Here is a 23,994-nt window from a genome sequence, read left to right on the forward strand (position 1 = left end):
TGTTGAGTAAGGTGATGCTAATGTATTGTGTATTGGTACACACAAAGCTGCGGAGTCGATCTGTAGTATTTTGTACAAATAAGATTAATCTGCTCACTTATTGTGATTTCAGTGGCATACTATCGTATGTTTATCTTTGTTCATTTATCGTGCTGGCCTTAAAAATATGCACCTTACATTTATATTTTCTATACTTTCAATATGACTAAACATATTGGGCATCCCACTAAACAAAACAGCCAGCGCAACATAACGCTAGATATGACGCGTACGCTTGCGATTGTCCTGATGGTGATTTTTCACTTTATTTACGATTTGAAGCTATTTGGATGGATTGACTGGGATATTCCAGACGGTCAGGGTTGGCAGCAATTTAGGTGGGTAATTGTCAGCCTGTTTTTTTTGGCGTTGGGGTCAAGCTTACATTTTGCCTATGCCAGTAGCATCAACTACTCTAAATTTTTAAAACGCGTGCTGCAAATTAGCGCAGGCGCCTTACTCATATCTATTGCCAGCTATATTGCCATACCCAGTAACTGGATATTTTTTGGCGTCTTACATTTTTTAGCACTGGCAAGCATCATATGCGTGGGCTTTGCCAACTGGCCTAAACTGAGCTTTATCATCGGTATATCGTTTTTCATTTTAGCTGCGAGCGACGTGCTTATCTCTCGATGGCCCTTTCATCTTTTGTTTGATGGTTTACCTGACTATACCAATGATTTTGTTGCACCCGTACCGTGGCTCGGTATGGTGTTCTTAGGCATCAGCTTGGGTCACACTCAATGGCTTAAACGTGACCCACTGCAAGGTAAAATTAATCCGGCTGTGCTCCGGTTTGCGGTGTGGCCTGGACAACATGGCTTAATGATATATTTACTGCATCAGCCCATCATGATAGCGCTATTGTACGGCTTATCTCTTGTTATCAGTTGATATGCTCGCCCAAATGTAAGAAATGAAACAATACTACCAAATGCCGAAGGGCAAAGGTTTAGGTATTTCGCGCACAAACGTAAATTGATATTGATTCCCCTGCTGCTGGGCAATTACCTCCCACTGAAGCGCCTCAAAGGTTTGCGTGAAATTATGCGAGAGCAGAGGACCTTTAATACGCGACTGATAATGCAAGCGCGTATCTGAACTACGCTGAGACAGTATTTCATATTGTTCATACCCGCTGAATCGCGTTGCGTAAACCAGCACCTGATTTACCTGCTCGGGCGAAAAATTATCATAAACAATGATGTAATCGTCATCGGCATGACTCTTATTGGGAAGACCCATAAAAACAAGCGCGCAAAATACGGCAAGCCATCTTAGGTAAATTTGCAACACATCTCCTTGGGGCGTTACTGTAGCGGGCTAAAGACTACTGTGCCTAAGCAACATACAAACACAAGCTATCCATAGCACAAAATTATAAACGGCAGGACTGTGTATAGCCATCAAATAATTGCCAGCTTCCAGCAAGCTGTACATCATTTAATGAAAGATTTTTGATGTACAGTCGGTTGTTCTTAAGATGATACATTGCACTGAACTGTTCTAGCGAAGCACCATTTAAGGCCTGTGCAATAAATTGAGACAGCACCACGTCAAAGGACATTGGGTAGACTCGCAATAAGCGTTCTCCGGGTGCGTAGGCGCGCTGTAAGCGTCGTTCTGAAACACTAACCTCACCAGAAACGCTGCGCAACAAACCACTGGGCTGACTAGGTAAGTTAGTTAGCGGCATGAGTCCGCTTTTAGCATCAGCCTTAGCATTTTTATTTGGTGAAGATGCTTCGACCGCCAATCCAATTCCCACACAATGATACAAAAAATCGGTCACTTGCTGCCTCTTACGCGCATTGTTTGGCATAGAGATACGCATCTGACTGCGCGCAAACCCCTCTCTCACCTCTGCAGCGGTCGCCGCAAGTATTTTAGCTGCTAGCTCTGATGATGCTTGCGTCTGCTCCTGCTCACTAGACTGCGGTGATGGCCTTTGAACACTCGGTTTTGTAGGTGCTGGCGCTGGATTATCTGCTGCTTGCGCTTGCGGGAGAGTGTTTTGTGCATGTTCGCCTGGCACGGGTGGCAAGGCAATCGACACCATCTTCATGGAAGACACGCTAGGCGCATGCGATGGCGTTTGTGCTTGCTTTTGCATGTGCGTTTGAAGATCGAGAGCCTCTTTTTTATTACGCGTAACGCCTTCAGAGTCTTCTTTTACTGACTTTTCGCCTTCGATATAAAAAACGAGACTTGCTACTATCAGCAACATGAGCACATTCGCCAGTGCCCACCTTTTTTGCGCTAATCGCATTTTTCCCTTTCCTTTTTGCATCGGCGAGTGCCGCTTCAGTCGCGATGTAGTCGCGCCTTACAATGCCAATTTATTTAGAACGCGAGTGCAAAGCGTCAATGGCGGCAAACTGACGTTTTTGTGCGAGGTCACGAAGTAAGGCCTGCTGCTGCAACCTTTTTAGCTGATCAGACTGCCCCTCATCAGCGCCTATATTCGACTGTGGGTAAGCAAAGGTTTTAACCGAGTTCTTTGCCTGTATGGATGCCTGCATAGCTTCAGGGATGCCCGATGCCTCGTTCTCTGTAGTGTCTGTCGGGTTCTGGTCTATTTTCTGGTCTATGTTCTGCTGTAAGTTTTGTTGTAGGTTCGGGGCTACGACCTGCTGCGTGTTTTGCTCTATCGCCTGTTGCATAGACTTTTGCATGTCAATTAACTGCGTGATTTTACGGTTAATGTCATTTAACTCAGTCTCATGTTCAAAGGCAGTCTTGCTTTTGGCGTTTTGGGCAGGCTCTGGGCTTGTTTGCAAAGCAGGCTCTCTTTGCTGCGCCGATGTTGAATCTAAAGCATCAAGCTTGTCAAGGCTAAACATGTCGTTGCTCATTGACGAATAAACCAAATAGGCAAAGCCACTGAGGCTAATTATAAAAAACAAAATCTTCATGCTTTCTCCTAGTTTGATGCTGATTGCACCATCATTGCGAAGGGCGTCAGTCATATTTTAATAAGACGGTCTCAGCTAATTTAAACACTGGCTTTATTGCGGCGAAGGCGCTGAGTTAGAACCTTCGTTTACCGGCATTTGTTTAACACACATCACGCTAATGACTGCTCTAAACAAAGTAGCCGTTGGTAGCCCAATAACAGTTGTCATAAACGCCATCGAAAACTGAGCGGTGAGCTCACCAATAATGTGTTGCACGGTATCGGGCGTTAAGGCTTGTGTTGATAAACTCCCAATGCCTAAACTGATTCCTAACAGAGTAAAGGTCAGTGCTAGCGTAGATATCCCGTTTGCCGCTTGCAGTCCTACTTCCGCCCAAAGCGCGCTTCCGCTATTTTGATGAAGCTGCACAATTGAAAATGCAGCGAGCGCAACAAGAACTGAAAATAGCACTACAAAGCTAACACCAAATAACTCTTCAATATGGGCCATCAAATCTTGTAGGGTCATTTGCGTGCAGTAGCTAACAAGCGCTAGCAAAATAACAGCCGCACCCAATATCCAGTACCCGGCTCTTACCACTGAACTCAAGCGCTGGGGTAAGATAGCTAAACTTGACATTAGCGATAACCAGCAGACGCGTTAAGCACAGTTGATGAGCTAAAATTGACCTGTTCTAGCCATTGTGAACTTGCACTTAAGTTCTTTTCTGCCCCGGCATGTACTAAAAAGGTAAGCTCATAGTCGTTAAATGCTCGCTTAACCTGACTATTTTGCGATGACAACAAACGCTCATCTCTTATGACCATGCGCTCCATGTCGGTTAACTGGCGCTGGCGTTTTTGTATCTTTGCCAGACGCTCATCAAAGGCCAAAGAAGGGTCGAGCATATCCGTGAGCAATGCAGAACGCTCGCGCTCAAGGTTACTCAAAGACAAAATATTGTCCTTGGCAAATGCTGGCGAGCTTGCGCTAAAAAAAGCGCTAGCTAAACACAGGCTCAATAAAACAGGTTTGATTTTCTTCATTTTTGTATCTCCAAGCGTTTGTTTATGCACTTGCACTCACAACTGGCAAACCAATGTTGAGAGGCAAGCGCAATTAGCAATATTATAAAAACAAGTCCACCGACTTTGCGGGCGTAGTCATGGGCTGCGCGAGCACGTCTGAATCACCCTCTAAGTCGCTGATGGCATACTCTAAGGCCTGTGCATCAAGAGCGACTAGCTTCGACATATAGCTGAGCATCAATCCCTCTTGGTCGAGCAATGACTGCTCGCTTGACGCTTGAATCAACAACTGACGAATATATTCCTCTGTACTCACTTCCATGCCATCGACCTTTGCAGCCATAGTGGCTTGATGCTCATTAATGGCGGCTTTCAACTGCTCGATTTTGGATAAATTTTTAGCAAACTCGTCCGCATACGGACTTTGATTGGTATAGCCTTGTGCTGACATGGTCTCGTCTACCTGTGCCATGACCTTTTCCATGCGCTGACGTGCGGCTTCTTGCTGCTGTTTTAATACAAATTTACTGTCGTTTTGTAGACGGTTTGACGCTTGATACATTTTTTCTAGCACGTTTTGGTAGACATCGATTTTTTGGTCCAATGCCTCTTGACGCAGCTCATGACCGGCCTGCATGTCGTCTAAAAAATTTGACTTGAGCTGCACAAGACTCACCTTCTCATCGATTAAATCATCATCTGCGGCATCTGCTAGCAGTGCTTGAACCGCCTGAATTTGACTGCTTTGCTCGGCAATTGACTGCTCTAAAGCTAGCAATTCAGTGGCCATAGGGGACATATTAAAGTCTTGCTGTATGCGCTTTTCAATGAGATTGGCGGGCAGTTCTATCAAAGACTCGGCCGACACCGGTTGCCACTGTGAGTCTGTTGCATAAACCGGATTCATGCTTCCTAACATCAAGGTAAGACTAAAGGCGGCTGCTACCGAGATTGATGCCGCGCGAAACTTGCCCTTGCCAGAGGCTTGGGCATTTTTAATAATGACTGTATTGATAGGTGTGTTTGACATGATTGGCTCCAAGCTTTTATTGCAAGGCCCACTGCCGCGCTCGAGTTAACTCGCCGCGAAGCACTGGGTTTATGTTTAACATAGCGAGCTGACGGCTCGATAAATCTGGCTCAAGTAGGGCCGTAGCGGTATCAATAAACGAGGTGTAATCGTCAAATACCAAGTCTTGTTGGGCAAAACGTCGTTTAAATTGTGCTAAAGAATCTTTAGCTGCAGTAATGTCGCCACTCTTAACAAAATTAACCACCGCTAGAGCGTTAAAGCGCATCGCTAACTGCTTGTCTGGATGAGATGGAAAAAAACGAATATTTTCAATACAGCGAGTAGCCTGATTGGCTAGCGCCATAAACTGTGCAGGGCTATTTGAGGCCTGAACGGCCTGCTCACGCTCAGTAACTTGCGTGATGCAGTTGGTGTCAATGCGTTGCCCGATTGCATAGGCATTATCCACCTTCGCTGGTATTTGTGCTGTAGTGCTTGAGCAGCCAGACGCGATGGCAAAGCATGCAAGAACAAAAGTGATTTGTTTAACATGATGTTTAGTGAACATATTCATCCCCATTTGTTTCAATTTTAAGTGCTAATTAGCGGCTTACTTTTAGCTATGAAACGCTTAGGGCAAAAATTTTTGAGGACGTGAAAATTTTTTTAAATTAAACACCTAGCTCGTGGGTAATAAAACGCACTCCCATGCTCTGCTTGCTCGCCCATAGCGATAAATTTTCAAGGCTTGGCGGGCGCTGCTGGCTATGCAAATCAGAAAGATAGGCTTGTAGACTTTGCTGTGAACTCTCATCGAGCGCTTCTTCAAACGCCAGAATAATATATTGGCGAGAGCGCTGACGATATGTGGGCAGCGGTATTGACCACACCGAGCTGGCATCTTTATCAACAGCAATAGCGTCGGCAAAATGAGTATTGAAGTATGCAGCATCGACTTCATTTAAAGAAAGCAAGGCATACGAGTCGGCCACTAGCCATAGTTGACTGGGCGGAGTACCGACATCGATAAATGCTATATTCAGCGCGCACAGGGCATCAAGCGTCAAAGGTTCAAAGCGTACGATGGGATTGGGCGTTTGCACCATATTTAGTGATGCTTCGGTGCGCTCACTCTGCGCAGATTTATCTGGCGCGCTGCGGCACTGTCCGAGCGTTTTTATATCGTAATGTAGGCTCACCTGAGGTGTCTTGCGGGTTTGTTCTAGCGCATTAAATGCAAACAAAAACACGGTAAACACCAGCAGCACAGTAGCGCTCAACAGAACAAACTTTGATCGAGTGCCGGGCAGATGTTTGCCCAAGGCGAGTAGATTTGTAGCACGCTCGCTTACTGCAGAGCCACGCTCTTTGTGTGCACTAAAATCAACGGCAGAACGCAATCGCGATAGCAGGCCTGCTCCGTTGTTAGTCCCTAAACGTCTTAGACCGGCTGACTTTTGCCTAGCAGATGAGTTGGTTAATGCTAAATTTGTTGCCAAGTGTTCTGATGTTGCATTGGCGGCTGTTGAATGAGCAGTTGTTGAGGCAACACAGTCTTTTATCCATGCTTTTTTGTAAAGCCACTGCTCAACATCATCAATATTACCCACTGGGAAAAGCTCAAACGGAATATCCGGTAAGGGCTGGCGATAGTTTTCTTCTGGTATCACAAAGTTAACATCGCAATGCTGCGCCTGCCATTTGGCTATTTGCTGCTGCGCGTTTAGGCATTTTTGGCCTAAATGCGTGACTAATTTGATATCGCCGCGAGAAAACTCAATGGCGCCAGTGGCAATAATGACCGCGTCGGTGGGATTCACTTCACTACTTGCTTCGCGGGTATATTTACCGTGTGCATATAGCATGTGCGCTATCGCCGTCCCTAGTTGCCAGCTTTCGCCTTGGTCAATCTCAGATTCCAGCACCATATGATAACTATTGTGCTCAAAATAAGCCGCGAGGGGACTGATGCTTTTATCGGCTAAATGTCGGTATTGCGTTGTAATTGCAGATACCCTAGAACCTGAACTTACCGTTACAAATGATGCCAGAGACTCAGCATTACGATGCGTGATCCCTCTTATTTTTACTAAGCCTGCGGTGGTTGCAATAAAAACGTGAACAGGCTGCGTCATTTAGAGGGTCACAAAAATATGGCTGTCAACGCTGCTGAGCGCCATAAACTGAGGGCTATTCTGCGGTATTACCGCTGCGAAGCTGATACTTTCGCTTGTCATGCTCTCTGTAGACTTACTCATTTTTCGGCGCTCTAAACCAAGGACTTCAATGGACAGGTCATCTATTTCAGCGCCTGACTTTTTGTTGGCTGTACAGTGCAAATAAGCTCGCGAAATAGCGGCCGCACTATCATAGCCTGGCACCGCGATGCTCTTAATTTCACTATCGCTTAAGCTTAGCTCAATCAGGGCATAGTCATCATCTTGCAAGGAAAGAGTAAGCGTAAAATCTTCATTGGTTCTTACGAGCAACTGCTCTATTGAGCTTGCCGCTCGCTGCTGCGGACTTTGCATAATGCTAAGTTGCTGTAAAGCAAATCGGTATTTACGTCTGGCGTCTAAAGACTGATTGACGCGTTTGAGTATTTTCTGTGAACTTTGTGCATAAGGCTGACGCACGCAATGAACAATTTCTGTAAACGATAAACGCACATTTCGTTCACCTCCATGTATATCGTTTTGTTGCTTAAGCGCCAGCGCTGCACGTTTTAGTTCTTCGTAAGCCTGCAAGGCAACAAACACTTGTTCGTCTAAGGGCGCGTTTTCTAAGTTCATGGCATCATCCTCTGTTTTAACTCATCACAGAATATGGAACTATCAGAGCGATATTTTTTCTCGAGTATATCATCTGAGAAAAAAACCGCTTTATTACGCCGAATAAATTGCGCTAATACCTGCGATAACTTCACGAGCATTTGCGCGCTGTTAATATAACGCTGCTCATCATCGAGCAGCGTAGATGGTGTAAAGCCTTGACGATTGTTTTGCTGAAATGCGTGCTTACAAGCCTCGAGCAGTGAGTCCTGTCGCAAAATATGGCCAATAAGTGATGAAGCATCTAAGCCCGTAAGCTTATCGAGATTTGCATACTGATTTAGCACATCGTTATTGGCCGCCAATAGCTCGGCAGCAACATCGTCGCCAGACGTATTTTGCTGACGCAAAAAAATATGCATTAGTGCTAAATAATTTAACTCGTTCAGTTTTAACTGCGCTGCCAGCTTGTGCACAAGTTCGCTGTATTGATTGTTTTCATCAGGGGTGAAATGCTGGGGCGATAGGCGTTTGTTTCTCAGCGCCTGAATGCAAACAGACTGCAGTGAGCCAAGTACCTCATACCGCAAATAGCTCAAGGGAAATTGCGCACACTGCAAAGGATACGCAGCGAGTAAGGTCAAGCGTTGTGCTTGCTGTTTACTCAGTAACTTAGGCGCGTCAATGAGTAAATCTAAGTCGAGGCGGCTTTCAAAATACTGATTGAGTGTTAAGGCGTATTCATCATCATTGGCATCCATAAAATCGAGCATATCGCTGTCTTTAACAAAGCTAGCATCTTTGGCGCTTTGAGCACTCTCTACAGCTTGTTCAAATTGAAACACATCGGCAATCAGGGTCGTGAGTTTATCAACCCCCTCTTTTAATACTGACTCTCGCCACAAACAAAACACCGCGTCGTCATCAAAGTGCGACAATCCGCGCTGCTGTAACCACTGTGACATTGCATGATATTTAGCTTGTGCTTTAGCCGGCGGAAGATGCTCAGACAGGTAATCATATATATCTTTTTGCAGCATTGATGCATAGCTTTGTATTGCATTGAGCCCCTTCCCTACAAGTGCGTCAAAGGTGTTTTCGAGCACGTTTGGCAATACGCCCATCAACCATTCCATAAATGCAGCTAAAATATTAGCGCGTTGCATATGCAGCACAAACTGATGCTGATGAATCTGTATAAACAGTTTATGCCGAGCTTCGGCGTCTTCGCTATTGCCAAGTGTAATGCTCGCGGCGCCAAGTTTGCAGGGCTTGTTACGGCGCTCATCAAAAAATTTTCTCATGCGCTGAGCACTCACCGCTTCGTCTACATAAAAATAGGTAAACAGCCCACCATGGTCATCTACATTTACAATCGCCCAACATAGGTGGGCGAACTCATAGCTTAACTTCGCATAATTTCGACAAGCAATACTCTGGGAGAGTTGATCTACTGTTTTTGCATTAAATTTAGCTTTTGCGGAGGCTTTTGAGTCGGGTAAATGATAAAACGGTGTTTCTCTTAGCATCGCAAAATCAGCCGCAAGCTCTTCACTGATTTCAATTGCAAAGGGCGACGACACGCTCATCGGCAAATTCACGAGGGCGCACCACTATCTGACTTCGGTGAGAGGCTTGAGCGGCTAAGCGCTGTGTCCATAGCAGAACGCGCCCCGAGGATGTCGATATGTTTATTTGCGCCTGACATCATGGCGTCGCTGAGGGCTATATGATGATGCTTAAACTTCAGTTCGCAGGGTAAAATTAAGGGGACCTGCCCTAGCAAGGGCTCGTTGTTATAATACACATGGTGCTTCTTAAAACAGTTCTCATCCTTATGCGCTTGAGCATTTTCTTGTAACGCTAAGACCGCGCCATTTACATCGTTTTGCTGCTCTTCAACTAGGGGGCACACGTTGGCAAACTCCGACAGCGAAAGCCTGACCAAGGCGCGATAATTGGCGTTATTTTGGCAACTTAGCTCAGTCGTAATCACTAAGGCATCGTTTTGAATATCTAATGCAAGCACACAGCTAGAATGCAGCATCACCAGCGACGAGCGCATTGTGCGAACATAGTCCGGCCACATGCGCGCCAAACTCGCCATATCGAGCGTATGCTGTAGCTGCTTATCAATACGCAGGTGCATGAGCGTCTGCATACTGTCTATTGCGACATGAAGTTTCACAGCGGTAAGCTCTGAGCTTGCACCTAAATAAACACTGTCGTTGTCTAGCAAAGCGCGCGGTCCGTTTTCATGCTTGACTTGTTCACTGCCAACAAAGGTGCCGTTGGTGCTTCCTAGGTCTTCAATGAAAAAGCCATTTTCGTTGGCAGTGAGTTTGCAATGCTTACCCATTCGAGACAAGGCTTTGTAATTGAGCTGAAAATCTAGGCTATTATCTAACGATAGAAGTCGCGTTTCTTGGTCGGCGTCTATACCCGCGGCCCGGCCAATGTTCACGGCGCCACCGGCTGTCAGCACGCATGTTTCACCGGTGTTTAAGTCAGTCAATTCAAGGTGGTAGATAGCGCTTGCAAAGTCTTGGCTGATTTTCTGAATGAGTCGTTTAATGGCCTTGTGCTGTCGGCGCAGTTTTTTCTCACCCGCACTTGCATGCAGAGCTTGATATGTTTGACGTAAGGCTTTAATCGCTTGTTTACCGCGATAGCTATTCATCGCTTTTGCGATTTTATTGCGCACGCGCTGCTCTTTTTCACTCAGCTCTTTTTGATTGGATTCTTGCTCGGCAATTTTTTTCACCAGCGCATTGGCAAGTGCTGCATCGCTATTAATATTCAGTGTTTTACTAATAAATAATTTGGCCGAGATCACGTCACCCGCTTCAAAAAACAAGCTTGCTTGTTTCTCAAGGTCGCTCGATTCTCGCGACAACCTAAGCCAATATGAATGCTGATTATGCCACTTGTTCTGCAGCAGAAACCAAGGTCGTTTTGCTTTTTTGTAGACCTCAAGCCATCTCTGTACAGCTTTTGATTGGGCATATTGCTCTAGCTTGTAATGATAAATTTGTCGTTTTACCAAAATCACGCCAAGCAATATGCACAAACAAACTGCAAACAGCGTAGAGACTAAAGAAGGCATATAGGGGTTGCCTATTCGAGCAACGTCAAAACGGTTGCTTTCGCGCCCATACTCACTTATCACGCGTATATCTTGTTGTTCAAAAAAACGCTGCATCAAATGACTAAACTGAGACTGCGTAAGACTCGACGACACTCGGAACTGAATATTCATGGTTGGCAAATAGCTAATTAAACTTTCCGCCTGTTTTTCACTTTTTGTTAAAGTTAAGCGAGTGTCAAGCGCTTGAGAGAGTATAAATGTTGAGAAAGGCGTTATCTCTTCCAATAAAAATCCGCGCAGATTCAAGTCAAATTCACTGCGTTTTTTGCTTTGCTGCAAACTTGTATTCACCAAGCCGCCAATATCTTGAGCGAGACTTCTGAGTTGAGCGGTCTGCATCCCCTCTTCGCTGCCCAAAATATTGAGGCTAAAAGACTCGTATTGTTGATAAGAGACCGGATCAATAAGAGTAACATTTAACACCGTGGTGCTTACGTTGCTTTCAACACTGCTTTTTAAGGACAGGTTTTCGAAGCTAGGGTTTTGGAGGTTAGCAGTTTGCGGGCTTTTCTCTTGCTGGCTATTGTTCTTCATAAAACGCTTTTGCAAGCTGTAAAACAACACTAATTCAACTTCAGGGGCTTTTAAAGCAACAGCTTTCAGCGATTCTTGAGCATTAGCGTGACCACAAAACTCAAGTCGACAGTCTGCAAAAACGCGTTCACTGGCAACAACGGTGTGAAGCTCTTGCACAAGGCGACGTGAGATACCTTGCTCAATCGTGGTATAAAAGTCAGAAAAACCAGCGGAGGGCTCTGTTCTATCGTCGGTGTTATCTACGGTGTTATCTACGGTGTTATCTACGGTGTTATCTACGGTGATCAAGTCTTTAGCATGAGAATAAGAATGACTACCCGGCAATAGCATTAATTGCCATTTTTTTGCATGCGCGGCAGGCGACAAAAACAGGCATAAGCACACAGCCATGATTAGAAGTGCAAAGGCATGTTTAACAGATGGTCTAGTCAATGCTCTCTCGCTGCACCAGTCTAAATCCGGTGCTTGTTGAACGGGCGGTTTTTAATAAGCGCACGTATGGCTGTTGCAGTATGTCTCGTTTGCTGCTTTGCCAAGACCCACCCACCGCAGCCGCTTGGTCGCAACGTTCTAACCCAAGCCTGACGTCTTGCCAACAATCTTGCAGCCATTCTTGCGCGTTTCCATACACATGATAAAGGCCCTTGTCGGATAATGATAAACTTTTCACGGGTAAAGTACTTCGTGCCGTCTGCATGCTTAATATCTGGTCTGTATTTGTTACGCCAATGGTAGACCCATTAGCGCAGTTTTTGCAATGCATTGCCTTAGGATAAGCCGCCTCACCATTACTGTTAAATCCGTATGTCATCCATTCGGCCATTGTGGGCAAGGCAAAATTAGCGTTGAGAGCATTATTTACAAATGCAATAAAGTCTTCACTTATATCAAACCAGCTAACGCCCACCACCGGATGATTAGGCTTGTACAAGCGCTTACGCGCTTCATTGGTGCTCATGCTTTTTTTGTAACGACATTGCCCTGCATCCACGCAAGCTTGCCATAACGCTTGCGTTACCTCAGTATTCATTACATATAAGTTATACGCCTCACCCTCTACGTTTTGCGCCGGCATCACAGCCACGTGTTCAAAACGCATGGTATGTACGGTATTCGATTTTTTATTTACAAGCTGATAAACCTTACTTCGATTAACAGCAAGCGCCTTGCCACTGTGCTTTTGCAGATTAGCAGACGAGTCCTTAATTACAGGCGTTTTGCTGGCTAGACTATCACTATTTGAAAAGTTAGCTTGCTTGAGTGCCTCGATGGTAGTGATGCTCTCAGTGCTGGCCGCAGTGCTACTCTCGGTGATTTTTTCGGGGCTTTTTTCGGTAATTTTTTCGACGCTGGTCTCATCGATGACCTTAGAGCTATTTTCGGGGCTTTGCGTGCTTATTGTAAAGGTCTCTTTGCTTGTATCTGGAGACTCTGCATCAGATGTAACATCTGATATTTCATCTGATACATCGTTGACGCTCGTAAAATAAGGTTTTGTGATAAACACCAGCACAATGACGACAAATGCAACGGCAAGTGCCCTCCTTATCTTTTGTGCATTCGACCTTGGTAAAACAAAGTGTCGCTTAAGCCACTGGTGCAGGCGCTCTTCGTCACCCGCATTTTGAGCAAGCCCGCGCGAAATAAACTGTTGATACTCGCTGTGACTTAAGCCCGTTAAAGAGCGTTTTCGTGTTGGTGGGTAACTAGGCCCTAGATAGCGCTGCTGATAACGCAGTACCTCAGACACCCAATCTAAAAAAGCGCCCTCATTTAGGGTGCTCCTTACATGCTCAAGCGCTTCATCTTTTAAGGCTGCAATGACAAGCTCGGGAGACGAAATACTGCCTTGCAAATCAAAGCGCTTTGCTAAGTCTTGTTCATCATCTACGCTTATGTATCCGTCTAGCAATAACATATCCACTAGCGATTGCTTGAGCGTATTGAGCGGCTGGTTTATCTTTGCTAGTGGTTCAAGCGCTTCGGTGATGACCTCTTCATGGCGACTGTTAGCCTTAGCGCTAGCCTCATCACTGGCGCTAGCCGCAACATTGGTATTTTTAAGCGGTGTTGCAAAGCTTTCATTAGCTTGCGCTAAGGCCTCTGTAAACGCGTTTAGCCAGTCAGGTATTGAGCTATAACGTGACTTTGGGTCGTTATTGAGTGCTTTTAAGAAAAACGCTTTAAGCCCTGCTGTCAGCTTAGTATCAAGGCTATCTATGGGGCGATGTCTATCAAATGGCTGCTGAGTGATAAGCGCTAACAACACCGCACTTGCGCTATAGATATCGCTTTGAATTTGCGGTTTTACTAAGCCGTCTAATTGCTCTGGGCTCGCATATTGCTGCGACGCGTAGCTTGTTTCTCTTGTGTGTTTAAAGCTAACGCTGTTTTGCTCAAATGCTGATGCAAGGTCAATAAGCACCAAATGCACGGGCGATGCGCTATCGGTAATGTTACTGCAGAGAATATTATTTGGATGCACATCTGTATGCAAAACGCCAAGCTCATGCAGGTCATTGAGGGCACTGCCTAGCTGGCGCGCAATCTGAACTATTTGTTCGCTGTGTAGCAAAAAGTTAGTAGACAATAGCAAGGCTTGTATAGAAAGCGGGAAATATGCTGACACAAAAAACGGCATAGGCTCGGTATCAGCGCAACGAGTGTATACACCGCTGTCTATACAGCTTATTAAATGAGAGCTCGCCTGAAGCTTGCTTAGTAAAGAGATTTCGTTTTTAAGACGTGCAGCGCCAACAGGCGTGCGCGCAAGCTTGAGCGCGAATGTGTGCGCGCAGTCATGCTTTTTTACCTGCAGCACGCAAGCATGCTCATGTTCACTCAAGCATGCTAATACATCATATTCAGAAATCTTTGTGAGTGAAGAATCCATATCGCCCAATGGTCAACTATTTGGCATATTCTTAGTAACATCGCCTTGCATAAATTACATTTTTTATACATGCAATTAGCTTGCCTAAGCTAGCTATGCAAATCGCTCGCCTACATCCACTGCGCTATATGTTTATTATGCACTTTGTCAAAGGTCAGCACCTAAGCGCCGGTTTTGCTCAAATCATTGAGCGTATTTAACGCCTTTTGCGCATCACACGCTGCCACAAAAATATGGTCGTGATAGTAGGCGGCAATCACATTCGCGCTGATCTTAGCCTGCGTGAGCTTGGTTGAGACCGCGGCGGTCAAGCCCACGGCGTCTAAACTCGAATGTATATTCAGCGTAATGCATTTAAATGTGCCGGAATACGAAATACCTTGCTCATCGGCGGTTGCTTTTAATAGCACTGCACTTAAGCCTTCTGCTTCTCGAAAGGTGCTCAGCGGACTGAGCGCAGCAACATCTTGCATATTCCCTTGCGGCAGCGTTACAAACACAAACTCCCGATCATCAAGCCTTGCCTGCATTGACGAAATCAGTGTGGCTAGGTGTTTTTCACCCGACATAGTTAGTATTCCTTGCGTTAATCTTGGCAGCAAATTATGCGCGGTTGATATTACTAAATTTTAAGATTATATTCAGTGACTTAATTAGCGAGTTAGTCAGTTTCCTTGCAAGCGATGATGCGAACAAATGCAGTCACGCTGACGTCTTATTTTATCAATTTAAGCTTATTGGTCCTGGGCCGATAATTCCTTTACGGCGTTTTTCCAATAAAAAGGAACTTGAGTGTTAAAATCTGCAAATTCCCTTATGTTTATTTGCTTAGTTGCAGTTTTTTTGTGCTTCAGTTTTATATCGCCCGCATCTTCACTAGCATTTAATGCTTTGGAAGCCACCTCTATCAAACACTTCCGTGCGTATCCTATGCTCGTTCCTGAGGGGCAAGGCGCACCATTCGCACGTCATTCACAACAAGACGCTCAGGGCTTTATATGGATTACTTCTGGCCCTACTGTGCAGCGCTTTGACGGCTACGACACAACACCTTTTGACCTTCCCTACTTTGATGAAAACGTAAGAGGAACCAACCCGTATTTGTATCGCGACAAAAACAATCGTTTTTGGGTAGGTCAAGGTGGCCTTTTTTATTTTGATGTAAACCGCCAACAATTCACCTCCGTAACATCAACCCAGCACATACATGTCGATAGCATTATAGAAGACAAAAACGGCTTTTTGTGGCTGGCCGGCAATGGCTATGGTATCTATCAGTATGACTCGCAGGCAATGGAAATTGTAGCTAGCTTCAATACTGACCCGAACGATAGCGTCAGTATAAATACGAGCGGCAGCGCAAACAATAGCCCCGCAAGCTCAAAAATCAAAGGGGTATCCAACATCTATGACGTGCAGTCGCTTAACTATGACCCTAAACATCATGCACTTTGGATTGTGGCCGCCCAAGGCGTATTTCGATTTGACATCAGCACTGAACGCGTTAGCAAAATTTCTACGCCGCTCGATAGCGTCTTTGAATCCTTACTCATTAGGGACGCCGCGCTAGACACCACCAACAATACACTGTGGGTTGGCAGTTTTAGAGGCTTGTTAAAAATAGATACCCAAACTTACGCGTCACGTTTATACACTGTCAACGATGATAACAATACACTTCCAGATAACCATGTCACCACCAGCTTCATCGATTCAAATAATAATGCATGGTTTGGCTTTGAGAAGGCGGGAATGTGCGCGTATCAGGTCACTACCGATACGTTTTTATGCATGCGCGCGGCTTTTGATGAAGACGGCAAAATTCCCTTTGCTACGGTTGAAGATATTAATGAAGACGATAGCGGTAACTTATGGTTGTCGATGAATAGTCAAGGATTGTTCAGAGTAAGCCCCGACTTAGAGAAATTCATCGATATTAAACGGCTTTATACAAAGCAATTAGATGACTTTATTCCACATGTATTTGATGGACAATACACAGAGCAGCAAGAACTATGGATGGCTACAGACGGCGGCGGCATTGCCATTTTTGATTTAAAAAATGAAGCGTTCCGGACGCTCAAACATGACCCTAGCGATGTAAATAGCATTGGCGCAAACTCCGTAATTTCTCTCACCCAAGATGAATTTGGCCATATTTGGGCAGGCATGTGGTCGGGTGGACTGGCGCGCATCAATCCATCAACCATGGAAGTGAAATCTTTTTACGAGCAGCCCGATGCGCCCGCTGACCAGACGCTTGGGGGCAATAATGTATTTGTGGTAGAGGCCGACCTCCAGGGTGGCCTGTGGATGTCTATTTGGGGTCATGGTGTTCAGTACTATCATTTTGAAACGCAGCGCTTTACCAACTTTTTTAGCCGTTTGAAAGGCGGAAACAGCGATATATATAATATCGGCGTGGTCGATATGGCGCTGACCGGTGACTATCTCTATATCGCTGGTCGATATGGACTTGAACAACTGCATATCCCTACCGGAAAGGTAGAGCGTGTATTAGAGGAAGCGTTTGGGGGCATTTCCCATGTTTATCCTGCTGCAAATAACACGCTTTGGCTAGGTACTTCGTCAGGCTTGGTGCAACTCGACTTAAGCACCAAAGAATATAGGGTGCTTACAGAACAAGATGGCCTTGCAAATAACGAAGTGAACTTTGTCGCTGAAGATGATAACGGGCGAATCTGGGCTGCGACCCTCAACGGTTTATCGGTTTATGATAAAGACGAACGCGTTTTCCGTAACTTTTACGAGCAAAATGGTTTAGTCAGCAACTACACCAGTACTCATGGGGAATTTACCTTTGTTGAAGGAAAAATCATTGTCCCTACTAATTTGGGGGCTAACATTATCAATCCTGTTGATTTCCCAGAGCCTTTACAAGCGCCTAAGACCTATATCAAAAGCGTAGACGTGCTCCATACCGATGAGTCCACGACTCAAGGTTTTGACTATGCCAATATACTGTCATCTGACATTACTCGCGAGCTGCCCTACCACAATAATAGCATTTCAATTAGCTTCTCAGCACTGGGCTACGTGTTTCCCGAAAAGATGCGTTATCGCTATCGCTTGCTGGGATGGCAATCGGAGCTTATTGAGCTTGAGCCAAGCAATCGCTCGGTTAGCTTTACGAATTTGCCCGCAGGAGAATATGTGTTTGAAGTGTATGCTGCCAACAGCGATGATGTATGGGATGAAACTGGCTCGCAATTTACATTCAGAATTCTCACGCCATGGTGGTTAACTTGGTGGTTTATTGCGGCGGTATTCTTATCTAGCCTGCTGTTGATATACGCGGCGTTTAGATGGCGAATGGCCGCAAGCAAGCGCAGTCAAGCAGCGCTCAAAACTCAAGTTTCCGAAAAAACACAACAGCTCCAAGAATATGCAAAAAATTTAGAACAAACCTCTAACTCACTGGCCGACTTAAATAGCGATCTTGAGGCAAGAGTTCAGCAACGCACACAAGAGTTAGAAAAGCAGGTCAATGAAAGACGAGAGGCTGAATTAAAGCTGTTTCACATGGCTTTTCATGATTCGCTCACTGGCTTACCCAACCGTGAATGGTTGGTGCAGTTAATAGAAAAGCTCATTGCGCAAGCATCTAAAGACAAAGACCTGATATATGCAGTAATGTTTTTAGACGGTGATCGCTTTAAACAAATTAACGACACAATGGGTCATAGCTTTGGCGATAAGCTACTTATTGCCTGCGCCGAGCGCCTTAAATGCCTGATGAATGACGCTCAGCATGTGGCAAGGCTCGGCGGCGACGAGTTCACCGTAGTCACAGAAGGGATGAGTGTAAGCGCCATCGAAGCGCTTGCCGGCAGTATTGTGCAGGCCTTTGAGGAGCCCTTCTTAATAGAGAGCGCCACGGTATACTTCAATGTAAGTGTGGGCGTTGTGTGCTGCGATTCGGACTATAAAAATGTGCCGTCGGTACTAAAGAATGCAGATATAGCAATGTATCATGCAAAGGCATCCGGACGGTCGGTATACAAAGTATTCGACGACAAAATGCAGGAGCAGGCACTAAACAATATAGAAATTGAACAGGGCCTGCGTGATGCCGTGTTAAAACAAGAGTTTGAACTAGTATACCAGCCAGTGTTTTCAATAAAAGACGGTGTCTTGAGAGGATTTGAAGCCCTGTTGCGCTGGCATCATCCAGAAAAGGGGCTGATTTCTCCAGCAGACTTTATTCCCATTGCCGAAGAAACGGGGCTGATTTGGGATATTGGCGCTTGGGTGCTTCGAGAGGCTTGCATGCAAGGCGCTCATTGGCATGCGCAAACAAATAAACTCAAACCCAGCATCGCCATTAATTTATCGAGCAATCAACTGCGCAACACGCAATTTTTGTCTTTGCTTGATAAAACCACCTCTGAATCTGGCATTGATTCACGCCGGATAAAGCTTGAGCTTACCGAATCACTGCTTATCGAAAATAGCCATCAGCTAGAAACCTTGTATAACTGTTTGCAAGCTCGCCATATAGACTTAGCCATAGACGATTTCGGCACAGGCTACAGCTCGCTGGCATACCTTAATAATATCCCGGTTCAATTTTTGAAAATCGACCGAAGTTTTGTGGCGGCCATTGATAATAATTCGAATGAATTAGTTGATAAGAATGCCTTAAAAATCCTCAAAGCCATTGTGTCTCTTGGAAAGAGCTTAGGCAAACAGATTGTGGCTGAGGGCATTGAAACCGAACTACAGCTCAATTATTTGAAACGTTTTGGCTGCGATATGGGCCAAGGCTTTTATCTGTCTCGTCCTTTATCTAAACAGGCGGCAAGTGATTTATTGATGAGCCATGATGAACAACAGCTCTAGCACCGCGTGAACGCGGGATTTGTGGGATTTCTGTGAAGAATAATGAGCTTAGGCTTGCGATAATCTGCAGTGCTAACGATGGATATCTGTTAACACTGCAGAGGCAGGTTTTGTGTTGGCATTTCTTGCTAGCATTTCTTGTTAGTAAGTGCATCGTGTATTAGCGAATACGCACTGTTGCTAACAAGAAAGTCTTAATAAGAAGAATCTAGCAATCTTCGGTGCTTTGACCTAGTTTTTTCTTAGTTGCAATGCACGCTTCTTTTAACTTCGCTTTAGCATCGTCTTTTGCCGTCTCTGCTTTATCGCTCAGCTCATCTACCGCTTCACTTGCATCACTTTTCACATCTTCATATGCGTCGCTTGCCTGCTCTTTTACATCTTCATAAGCATCTGCCGCATCGTCTTTAAGTTCCATAGCCGCATCTTTGGCATCTGCCGCCATATCACCTGCATTTTCTTTTAGGTCTTGTGCAGTTTCTACCGTTTCTTGCTTCGCTTCTTCAATGGCATCTTCGTCTTTTTGAGAACACGCACTCAAAGCAAGCGTAGAGGCCAGTAATGCAAATATGAGTTTGTTTTTGATTGACATAGTAAATTTCCTTTTTATATATATGATGTTTGGACTCAATACTATACCGCATACACCGCACTATAGTTAGCGCAATGTATACAGATACCCGTAAATGCTACAGATGTATTGTGCAATTGCAATACGCATATCTAAAGATTCCGCGCTAAAAAAGCAGCCTCCCAGTGCCTCACTGTGCTTGCGATGTCTTTATCTTGCTCGCACTTCGTTCCACTGGCGCATTTTCTATGTTGGTTATAGCTCTGCTGGTTAGTGCTGTGATGGTTAATGCTGTGATGGTTAGTGCTGTGATGGTTAGCGCTGTGAGCATGGCTTGGCTTTTCATTGTCTCGCTTAAGGGCAACCTGCGCATTTGTAAATCGCATTGCGTTATGCATTTTTAAATCTGACAGCAGCGCGAGGGAATTAACCGCATGCGGGCTTTCTTTACTTTTTTGTGCGCTCTGGGCTATTTCAGGCCTTGGCTCACCTCGAACGAATGCCCACTGATTAGTCTGCAAAGACGAATACTCGTCAAACACCTCCTGCTCTGGCAGCTGATGTAACAAGTAAGATAGTATAAGTGCAGTGAGCGCACTCACAACAATCAACGCCAATAATAATAAGCCTTTGTGTAATGTGCTGCGCTCATTATACCCGTCGCTAAGTATGCTCTTCGCGTGATTCGCGCGATTCGCATAATGCGCATAACGCGCGCAATTGGCGCAATCTGATGACTTCATATTAGCGACCTGAATGTGTTGTTTTTACTGCCGCAAGCGACCTCATTTCAAGGGTATTGTTCTGCGTTGAATTTGCTTCCACCATTTTACGAAACGCTCGCTGCCAATTTTCGTCCATCGCAGTGATTTGAATCTCTTGCTGACTAAAATCTTGATGCACCTTCATTACCTGCGAAAACGACATATCTGGCATTACCGCTACAACTGTCGGCAACTGTGAATCGCTGGTGTCGGGTGTTATTTTATTTAACTGCGCATCAAAATATTGGCGTTTATAATAAAAGACGAACCTTATTTTTGCTTGCTCACTAAGCTCACTATTTTGTTCTGTTTGAGCATTAGACTCACGCGTCGATTCAACGGCTTGCTCTGACAAAGATAAACGGTGTTGCGCCTCAAGTGATTCAAGCGCAGCGCGCACGGCCTCAGATTCAAGCGCGTCTTTTCGGGCAGCGTCTTGTTGTTCGCTACTTGCACCGCTACTTTCACCTTGGCTTTGAGTTGATGTGCCCGCCGACATCGATAGCAAGGCGATAATTAATAGCGAAAAAAACGCCATAGAAAGGCCAAGTGCCACCTCCGTCATCGCTTGAGTATTTGTATCTGAGCCTGTATTAATCTGTTTTATCATGGCAGCCGTAACCTCAATGATGTACAAAAAGAGCGTTTAATTACAACGCTCACCTAATGAGGCTATGAAACTGCTAGGCTGTTTTTTTTCTTGCAAGGCAGCTTTTAAGTGAAAGCTATACATGCTTAGCCCTGCCCTAAGATATTGTTGCGTTATCTACAGAAAATAAAGCTTACTACTATAGAGCAATGAATTAGAGGAATTATCAAGAGGAGTTATGCAGAGGAATCCTACTAGGGTCTGTTGACCTTTGCTGTATGATTTTGCGGCAGTTTGTGCGCTATTTAGGCAAAGAATCGTTATTGAAGTGTAGTCATCTACATAAAGTAACGATGATGCAGAATAAATAGTGCACAAGCGCCGCCCGGAGGGTTCGTTCCATGTGCATCCCGCTCTTTGTTACGTGCTCTTGATGCAGAATAACTGCACCTGCAAGCACGTGCCGCGATCGGAGAGCACATGAAACGAACAAAATTCATACAGCAAAGGTCAACAGACCCTAGTTAGGTCCGCATAAATTTCAACTTAAAGAGAGATTTGCTTGTGCCTCTATCCATTGTATTTTGTTTTTATAACTGGCCTCGACAAGCCAATATCATATTGGCCTAGAGCAACACTTCGTGCGAATATGACGATGAAACTTACGCGCTTTTAGCGCCAAATAAGGATGAACATGTTGAAAATAAAACTGAAGAAGGCTCTGCTATCTTTAAGCTGTATTGCGATGTGCGCCGGGTTTAGCGCGAGCAATCAAGCTGTTGAGCAAGGCGACGGCAATCAAGAACACATCTCTACCTTGCGTTATCAAGACGTATTCAATCTCGAAGTTGCGGCAAGCCCGCTGTTCACAGCAGACAGTAAAAGCATCATTTATGAACGCGTGAGCATGGACATCATGACCGATTCCAGACGCATCGCTTTATGGCAAATCGATATTGACTCGGGCAAACATTCCCCTCTGTTTAATGTAAATCCTAGCGTCAAAAACCCGCGTCAAGCCTCCCTATCTCCAGATGGCGAGAGAGTCGCCTTTATTGCCAATGACGCGAATGGAGCGCAAATATTCACCTACGACTTACGCACCGCAAGCATCACTCAACTAAGTTATCTGCAAGATTCACCGAGCAATCTTACATGGTCGCCTGATGGCAAGCACATCGCATTTACGATGTTTACCCCCGGAAAAACTGACGCGATATTTAAAGACATGCCCAACAAACCCGAGCAAGCGCAGTGGGCAGGCGGGGCAAAAGTGATTGACAAAACACTCTACCGAAGAGACGGCAGTGGCTATGTTGCAGCGGGTTTTGATCATATTTACATTATCCCAACTGATGGCGGGACCCCTCGCCAGTTAACCAACGGCGATTATCATCATCGCGGTCAAATGGCATGGCATCCAAAACAAGACCTTATTTATTTTTCCGCAAATCGCAGCGATAACTGGGAGCTAGAGCCCTACGAATCAAATATTTATAGTGTAAGCACACAAAGCGCTGAAATTCGTGAGGTAACCAGCTACCCCGGTCCTGAGAGCGCACCAATGCTCAGCGAAAACGGAAATACATTAGTATTTCAGTGGGTAAACGACCGCAAGTTATCTTATCAAGTCAATCAAATTATGGCGGTAGACCTAGATGATACTAGTACGCCTCGCTCACTCACCCCTGAACTTGACCGCCAAATCCAAGATGCAAAATGGCAAGACGACGATATTGTGTTTAGCTATATCGACGGCGGTGAAACCCGGTTGGCTAAGGTCACGTTGGGCGGTAAATTTACTAAGCTTCCTCTTGAAATTGGCGGTCAGTCGGTGGGTCGGCCTTACACCAGCGGCGATTTTGCCACCGCTGAGAATGGAAGCCTGGTGATAGTGCAAGATGAGAGCAACCGCCCTGGGGACCTTGTGTTAGTAAAAGGCAAAAAGAAAAGCGTTTTAAGTGACTTAAACTCAGACGTGTTTGGGCACATCAACACTGCCGTCATTGAGCCTATAAACGTGCGTTCAAGCATTGACGATTTGCCTATCGATGCATGGATTGCATATCCCCCTGGCTTTGACAGCAATAGCACCGAGAAATTACCCTTAATTATTGAAATCCACGGCGGTCCGCACGCCGCTTATGGCGACACCTTTTCAATGGAAGTGCAGCTTATGGCAGCACAAGGCTATGCGGTTGTTTGGTCTAATCCAAGAGGCAGCTCTTCATATGGGGAGGACTTTGCTAATACCATTCACCACAATTATCCCTCAAACGATTATCAAGACCTAATGGACGTGGTAGATGCCAGCATTGCAACAGGTCGAATAGATGAGAACAATCTATTCATTACCGGGGGCTCAGGGGGCGGCGTCCTGACCGCGTGGAGCATTGGTAAAACCGACCGTTTTGCCGCGGCCGTTGTTGCCAAACCCGTCATTAATTGGCTTAGCTTTGCCCTTACGGCTGATGCTTATCCATTTTTCACGCAATACTGGATGTCAGATATGCCGTGGAATATTCACGATAAGTTGTGGGCTCATTCGCCACTATCCTTAGTGGGTAACGTAAAAACGCCAACGATGCTGTTAACAGGTGAGGCAGATTACCGCACCCCAATTAGCGAGACTGAGCAGTACTATCACGCACTGCGCTTACAAAAAATTCCGTCAGTGATGGTGCGCATACCGGGTGCTTCTCATGGCATTGCCGCACGCCCGAGCCACCTTATTCAGAAAGTGGGTAATATCGTAAGCTGGTTTGACCGCTACAACAGCCAAAAGCGTCAAGGCGAAACGCAAAATAAACACGAAACAAAATAAGCTGAGTTCTGTGTAAGAATTAGCGCTCAGCATAGATTGCGTCTTAATAACAAAC

19 protein-coding genes are annotated in these 23,994 nt (G+C 45.3%); 3 read left to right on the forward strand and 16 right to left on the reverse strand.

What is annotated here, in order from left to right:
* Positions 1-201 precede the first annotated feature (201 nt).
* Positions 202-936 (forward strand): heparan-alpha-glucosaminide N-acetyltransferase, encoded by a 735-nt coding sequence (locus ACFO4O_RS05545; protein WP_382406357.1) that lies wholly within the window; start codon positions 202-204, stop codon positions 934-936.
* A 33-nt stretch (positions 937-969) separates the two neighbouring features.
* On the opposite strand, the gene ACFO4O_RS05550 is transcribed toward ACFO4O_RS05545, so the two are convergent.
* From ACFO4O_RS05550 to ACFO4O_RS05610, 13 genes are all read right to left on the reverse strand, one after another.
* Positions 970-1,335 carry a hypothetical protein gene (locus ACFO4O_RS05550; protein ID WP_382406358.1) on the reverse strand — a complete coding sequence of 122 codons (366 nt, stop codon included), beginning with the start codon at positions 1,333-1,335 and terminating at the stop codon, positions 970-972.
* A gap of 85 nt (positions 1,336-1,420) precedes the next feature.
* A complete protein-coding gene (locus ACFO4O_RS05555; RefSeq protein ID WP_382406359.1) occupies positions 1,421-2,311 on the reverse strand; it encodes a hypothetical protein in 891 nt (296 codons plus the stop codon).
* Positions 2,312-2,381: 70 nt separating this feature from the next.
* A complete protein-coding gene (locus tag ACFO4O_RS05560; protein WP_382406360.1) occupies positions 2,382-2,957 on the reverse strand; it encodes a hypothetical protein in 576 nt (191 codons plus the stop codon).
* A 93-nt stretch (positions 2,958-3,050) separates the two neighbouring features.
* Positions 3,051-3,578, reverse strand: a complete 528-nt coding sequence (locus tag ACFO4O_RS05565; RefSeq protein WP_382406361.1) for a hypothetical protein — start codon at positions 3,576-3,578, stop codon at positions 3,051-3,053.
* Entirely contained in the window at positions 3,578-3,985 is a 408-nt protein-coding gene (locus tag ACFO4O_RS05570; RefSeq protein ID WP_382406362.1) for a hypothetical protein, read from the reverse strand. The genes ACFO4O_RS05565 and ACFO4O_RS05570 overlap by 1 nt, the downstream gene beginning before the upstream one ends.
* A gap of 82 nt (positions 3,986-4,067) precedes the next feature.
* Positions 4,068-4,997, reverse strand: a complete 930-nt coding sequence (locus ACFO4O_RS05575; RefSeq protein ID WP_382406363.1) for a hypothetical protein — start codon at positions 4,995-4,997, stop codon at positions 4,068-4,070.
* A 16-nt stretch (positions 4,998-5,013) separates the two neighbouring features.
* Complete coding sequence (locus ACFO4O_RS05580; protein WP_382406364.1) at positions 5,014-5,547, reverse strand: hypothetical protein; 534 nt, start codon at positions 5,545-5,547, stop codon at positions 5,014-5,016.
* Between the two features lie 103 nt (positions 5,548-5,650).
* On the reverse strand, positions 5,651-7,114 hold the full coding sequence (locus ACFO4O_RS05585; RefSeq protein WP_382406365.1) for a hypothetical protein: 1,464 nt from the start codon (positions 7,112-7,114) through the stop codon (positions 5,651-5,653).
* Positions 7,115-7,771 carry a hypothetical protein gene (locus ACFO4O_RS05590; protein WP_382406366.1) on the reverse strand — a complete coding sequence of 219 codons (657 nt, stop codon included), beginning with the start codon at positions 7,769-7,771 and terminating at the stop codon, positions 7,115-7,117.
* Positions 7,768-9,351 carry a hypothetical protein gene (locus ACFO4O_RS05595; protein WP_382406367.1) on the reverse strand — a complete coding sequence of 528 codons (1,584 nt, stop codon included), beginning with the start codon at positions 9,349-9,351 and terminating at the stop codon, positions 7,768-7,770. The genes ACFO4O_RS05590 and ACFO4O_RS05595 overlap by 4 nt, the downstream gene beginning before the upstream one ends.
* A complete protein-coding gene (locus ACFO4O_RS05600; protein ID WP_382406368.1) occupies positions 9,348-11,867 on the reverse strand; it encodes an FHA domain-containing protein in 2,520 nt (839 codons plus the stop codon). Before ACFO4O_RS05600 ends, ACFO4O_RS05595 begins: the two co-directional genes overlap by 4 nt.
* Entirely contained in the window at positions 11,860-14,328 is a 2,469-nt protein-coding gene (locus ACFO4O_RS05605; RefSeq protein ID WP_382406369.1) for an SUMF1/EgtB/PvdO family nonheme iron enzyme, read from the reverse strand. The genes ACFO4O_RS05600 and ACFO4O_RS05605 overlap by 8 nt, the downstream gene beginning before the upstream one ends.
* Positions 14,329-14,489: 161 nt before the next feature.
* On the reverse strand, positions 14,490-14,897 hold the full coding sequence (locus ACFO4O_RS05610; protein ID WP_382406370.1) for an ACT domain-containing protein: 408 nt from the start codon (positions 14,895-14,897) through the stop codon (positions 14,490-14,492).
* A 223-nt stretch (positions 14,898-15,120) separates the two neighbouring features.
* On the opposite strand from ACFO4O_RS05610, the gene ACFO4O_RS05615 reads away from it, so the two are divergent.
* Positions 15,121-19,191, forward strand: coding sequence for an EAL domain-containing protein (locus ACFO4O_RS05615; protein WP_382406371.1), 4,071 nt, complete (start codon positions 15,121-15,123; stop codon positions 19,189-19,191).
* A 208-nt stretch (positions 19,192-19,399) separates the two neighbouring features.
* Here the strand turns inward: ACFO4O_RS05615 and ACFO4O_RS05620 are convergent, their stop codons facing one another.
* The 3 genes from ACFO4O_RS05620 to ACFO4O_RS05630 form a co-directional block, all read right to left on the reverse strand.
* A complete protein-coding gene (locus tag ACFO4O_RS05620) occupies positions 19,400-19,783 on the reverse strand; it encodes a hypothetical protein (protein ID WP_382406372.1) in 384 nt (127 codons plus the stop codon).
* Positions 19,784-19,914: 131 nt separating this feature from the next.
* On the reverse strand, positions 19,915-20,505 hold the full coding sequence (locus ACFO4O_RS05625) for a hypothetical protein (protein ID WP_382406373.1): 591 nt from the start codon (positions 20,503-20,505) through the stop codon (positions 19,915-19,917).
* A 1-nt stretch (position 20,506) separates the two neighbouring features.
* Positions 20,507-21,136 carry a hypothetical protein gene (locus tag ACFO4O_RS05630; protein WP_382406374.1) on the reverse strand — a complete coding sequence of 210 codons (630 nt, stop codon included), beginning with the start codon at positions 21,134-21,136 and terminating at the stop codon, positions 20,507-20,509.
* A gap of 673 nt (positions 21,137-21,809) precedes the next feature.
* On the opposite strand from ACFO4O_RS05630, the gene ACFO4O_RS05635 reads away from it, so the two are divergent.
* On the forward strand, positions 21,810-23,939 hold the full coding sequence (locus tag ACFO4O_RS05635) for a S9 family peptidase (RefSeq protein WP_382406375.1): 2,130 nt from the start codon (positions 21,810-21,812) through the stop codon (positions 23,937-23,939).
* Positions 23,940-23,994 lie beyond the last annotated feature (55 nt).

Source organism: Glaciecola siphonariae (genome assembly GCF_042652645.1).
Taxonomy (GTDB): Bacteria; Pseudomonadota; Gammaproteobacteria; order Enterobacterales; family Alteromonadaceae; genus Glaciecola; species Glaciecola siphonariae.